The organism is Paraburkholderia sp. BR13439 (assembly GCF_040948805.1).
In the GTDB taxonomy this organism is placed as follows: Bacteria; Pseudomonadota; Gammaproteobacteria; order Burkholderiales; family Burkholderiaceae; genus Paraburkholderia; species Paraburkholderia youngii.
In genome coordinates, this window is record NZ_JBFPKN010000154.1 from 1 (window position 1) to 441 (window position 441).

Below are 441 nucleotides of genomic sequence, written 5' to 3' on the forward strand. Positions count from 1 at the left end.
GAGCCACCGCCATCGGAGGAGCCGCCGCCATCGGAGGAGCCGCCACCGTCGGAGGAGCCACCGCCATCGGAGGAGCCGCCGCCATCGGAGGAGCCGCCACCGTCGGAGGAGCCACCGCCGTCGGAGGAGCCGCCGCCGTCGGAAGAGCCACCGCCTTCGGAAGAGCCACCGCCGTCGGAGGAGCCTCCGCCATCGGAGGAGCCGCCGCCGTCGGAGGAGCCGCCGCCTTCGGAAGAGCCGCCGCCGTCGGAAGAGCCACCGCCATCGGAAGAGCCGCCGCCGTCGGAGGAGCCGCTGCCATCGGAGGAGCCACCGACGTCGGAGGAGCCACCGCCGTCGGAAGAGCCACCGCCGTCGGAGGAGCCGCCGCCATCGGAGGAGCCGCCACCGTCGGAGGAGCCACCGCCATCGGAGGAGCCGCCGCCATCGGAGGAGCCGCCA

General features: G+C 75.5%; 1 protein-coding gene. It reads right to left on the bottom strand.

Annotated features, from left to right (window positions below):
• On the bottom strand, positions 1-441 hold a 441-nt coding region (locus AB3X96_RS42655; RefSeq protein ID WP_368594429.1), incomplete at both ends, for a hypothetical protein.